Raw genomic sequence first — 3,800 nt, forward strand, 5'->3', positions numbered from 1 at the left:
AAATTTTCTGAAGATAGACATTTTACCACTGAATTACGCTTATGATAAAAATCTCTAAGTTTATCTATCAAAGTATCCTTGCTTCTAACTGGTAAAATCCATTCTTTTTGCATCTCACCAAAAGCATCTTTGACCACACCAACATCAGTACTTATCACGGGAACGCCACATGCCATAGACTCAAGGACAGGGTTTGGTGTGCCTTCAATTTTTGAAGGACAGACATATACATCAATTTGGCTATAATATTTTACCATTTCATCATGAGGAATAAATCCGAGTTGACGATCGGCAAGGACTAATTCAATATTTAATCCTTCTGATTGTAATTGCTCAACTGCAGGCTTTAATAAAGAATGGTAACCTTTGAAATCCTCTAACTCTCCCGCCCATTTAGAATTCCCAGCCCAACCTACGCGCACGGCCCTCGATTCTATATTATCAAAACGTTCAAGATTAATTGGATAAAATAGTTTTAAATGAACCCCATCTTCCGCAAGAACTGATGGCTTAGGATACTCAACTATGGATGAGTAGATGTCATATAGTTTTGATGAACTAACCGTATAAGCAGTTATTAAATCGTTATAAAATGTCTTTCTTAATTTTATAGCTTGCTCATCCAGGAATAAATGATCATAAACGCTACTGGTTATTATTCTTCCATCCAAGAACACTTTTTTAAAACTGAGCACATAAAATCCGATAGTCAGTTTATAGTAAATATAATACTCATCATATATAAGTCTAAGCGATTCACGCCAGAAGAAATGTGTTATATCATAATTTCTAGTCATCATAATAACCTGACTGATATTATCAACAATTTCAGTTGGTATTATTGTAAAGTCATATGAATCTGACAGATAATTGACTATTTGATTTGCAATATTTGAGAATGCCCAGTTTTCAGTATCAATAATCAATGCAATTTTCGGTTTTGACACAGATAAATCATAAGTCGCGCCTTTTTTATTGTCATCGAATTGGGACAAATTATCATTATGCTGAGTTGTCAGTTCAAAACTACGTTGCTTCTCTTCCAACCAATCATCAACTGGAGCTGACCAGAAAACCATTCCCCATTTGTTTTCAAGATAATCCGCGGATTCTTTTAAGATACTTCGCGTGAAGCGAATTTTCTCATAATCTTTATCTTTGTTAGAACTAGGCTTCGGGTGATCATGGATTAAAGAAATTGCACCACATGTACCAACTTTCATTCCTGACTGGTAAAGACGGATCGATAAATCAATGTCTTCAAACCCAATAAACATATTTTCGTCATACTTCCCTAAATTTTTCAGGGTCGCGATTTTAATAACACTCGCACCACCAAAAAGAAATGTAGAAAGGAAGCCTTCACCATCATATGTAATTGTTTTTTCCTGAATACATGCACTTCCTGCACCAACATGCACCGAATCATCATCAATATCGAGGAAAACATTCCCTCCATTTGCGAATAATGTTTCTCCGTCAGAATCAAGCAATGGCATATTGATAAAATGACAACCAAGTCTTGAAATATCATTTTGCAATCTCGGAAGTGGATTATTTATGAAATAAATATCATTATCGAGAAACATTGCCCATTCTGTTTTTATATGCTCTAAAGTTTTGTTTCTTCCACCACTTACGCCAAAATTATTACCAAGCTCGACAACTCTAATATTTAACGGGATCCTATCACTTAAATTTTGTAAAATTGAAAGTTCTTCTACTGTGCTGCCATTATCAACAATCAGAATATCACCTTTAAAATAAGGTATATGCTGATATATAGAATTAACAAGTTTTTCAGTAAGAAAAACTCTGCTCATCGATAAACATGTTATTGTTAGGTTAGAACCATCACTACCAATGTTCGGACCTAAGGAACTCCCACCATTAGTATCAAGTAAAGCATGAAGATCTGAATACACATACTCAGTTGACTTTAACCCAGGCAATAATTTTAAACGTGCAGACATATTTTATTTCCTGATAAAACGCACAATTTTTAGTATAATTTTTTTCAAAAAACCCGGAAGAAGAGCAGAGAGTCTTAAATATCGATAATATGGAATTTCCATTTGCGAAATTCGTTCCATCAATGATGAATTTTTAGTTGCTAGATCCCCATGCAACGAAATTAAATCGGCGTTTTCTAATTCTAAATTATTTTTTGCATTTGTTACGTCATGATACATCGCGATTTGTTTGGCGAGTTGTTGTTGCAATTCGGAAATATTCTTACGCAGTGTAACATTTTCAATTTTTAATGCAGATAATAAAAGATTTGATTTTCTCAAATTCATTGTTAATTGTTTCATATCTTTTTTTAATATTGATATGGCTTTTTTATTTTCCGCCTGATCTTCACGAAGTACAGAACTTACATTTGACTCAAATTCTTCTGTCATGCGCGAATAAGCATCCATACTTATTGGAAAAGTACTGTTGCTAAAGTTTGTTTCAGGCGCATTCCATAAGCCCACAAAGAAACTACAATTATTTTCATTAACAGCGTCAATCTCTGTGTTTAAAACATTAATTGAATTTTCTGACTCGCTTATTTCCATCCATGAAGAACCTATCTTTTCAAGACCTCGATTGTTAGCAGAGACTGTGCCGAATCCAAAAACAGAACCACCATATGCCCATTGGACATTATTACCCAAAACCCCTGTACTAAGCTCTTTGAATTCTTGAAAAGTATACTTTCGTACATGACAAGGATTAGATTGTTCATTATTTGGATAGTACCAATAATCGTTAGGGCAAGTTATATAGAAAATCGCATTTTCTTTAGCAGTTTTTTTGATAGAACTAAGAAAGACGTCAGGGGTATTGATGTGTTCTATTGTCTCAATTGAAACAACTATATCAAAAAAGTCTTCGCCATAACGCTCTGAGATGGTATTTGCATCACTTACAATATATTCTACATCATATTTCCCAAAAAGTTTCTTTGCACGCTCGATTGACTCTTCAGAGATGTCCACCCCCACAACTCGTTTAGCTCCTGCTTTCATTAATAGTGCTGAGCCATATCCCTCACCACAGGCAATGTCCAGAACTACTTTATCTTTAACAAGATGTAAGATATTAGCATATCTGGCACAATGAATAGCCGATTCTTGTAAAGAGTGAGCAGGTTTTTCACTCAAATTTAATCTTTCCATAATCTTCCTACTAAATTGTGTTTTTTATAAAGTTGTATTTATATGATTTAACAGACATTAGATTTTGTATTTTCAAAATCTACACGTAGTATCTTCATTAGCTTCGAATTAACTATACTTGAGTCAAATTGTTGTAAAGCTATTTGGTGACTTGCATTCCCCATTTGGGTAATTAGCTCAGGTTGATGTAAGAAGCAGAGCATTTTTTCGGCTAAGGCATGAGAAGAACGTGGCTTAATCAAAAATCCATTAACGCCATCAACCACTGTATCTCGGCAACCTGGCACATCGCTGGTTATGACAGCGCGGCCCATGGCCATAGCCTCCTGTGTACTTCTCGGAAACCCTTCACGCCAGGAAGGCAATACGAATACACTCGCTTTAGCAAGCCACTCCTGTACGTTATCAACATGACCAGGTAACTCAATGATGTTATTACATTTCAAATCATTAAGTCGTTCTATAGTTAAGCTTCCCGGGTTATGAAGATCCAGATGGCCCAGCATACAAAAATGAGTTTCAGGAAACTTCTTTTTGACTATTTTTGCAGCCTCAATAAATTCATAAACTCCCTTTTCTTGCAAAAATCTGGCGACAAAAATGAAAGACACTGGCTCGACAGGAGGTGGGCAG

General features: G+C 35.2%; 3 protein-coding genes. All 3 read right to left on the bottom strand.

Translation table 11 applies throughout. The features are described 5' to 3' along the window. The coding region (locus RTW80_RS22885) for a glycosyltransferase (protein ID WP_312720330.1) at positions 1-1,973 on the bottom strand (1,973 nt) is incomplete at its 3' end. A 3-nt stretch (positions 1,974-1,976) separates the two neighbouring features. Continuing rightward, on the bottom strand, positions 1,977-3,167 hold the full coding sequence (locus RTW80_RS22890) for a class I SAM-dependent methyltransferase (RefSeq protein ID WP_000440491.1): 1,191 nt from the start codon (positions 3,165-3,167) through the stop codon (positions 1,977-1,979). A gap of 47 nt (positions 3,168-3,214) precedes the next feature. Next, positions 3,215-3,800: glycosyltransferase family 4 protein (locus tag RTW80_RS22895; protein ID WP_312720333.1), on the bottom strand; the 586-nt coding region annotated here is incomplete at its 5' end.

This window comes from Escherichia sp. AM3 (assembly GCF_032029835.1).
In the GTDB taxonomy this organism is placed as follows: domain Bacteria; phylum Pseudomonadota; class Gammaproteobacteria; order Enterobacterales; family Enterobacteriaceae; genus Escherichia; species Escherichia coli.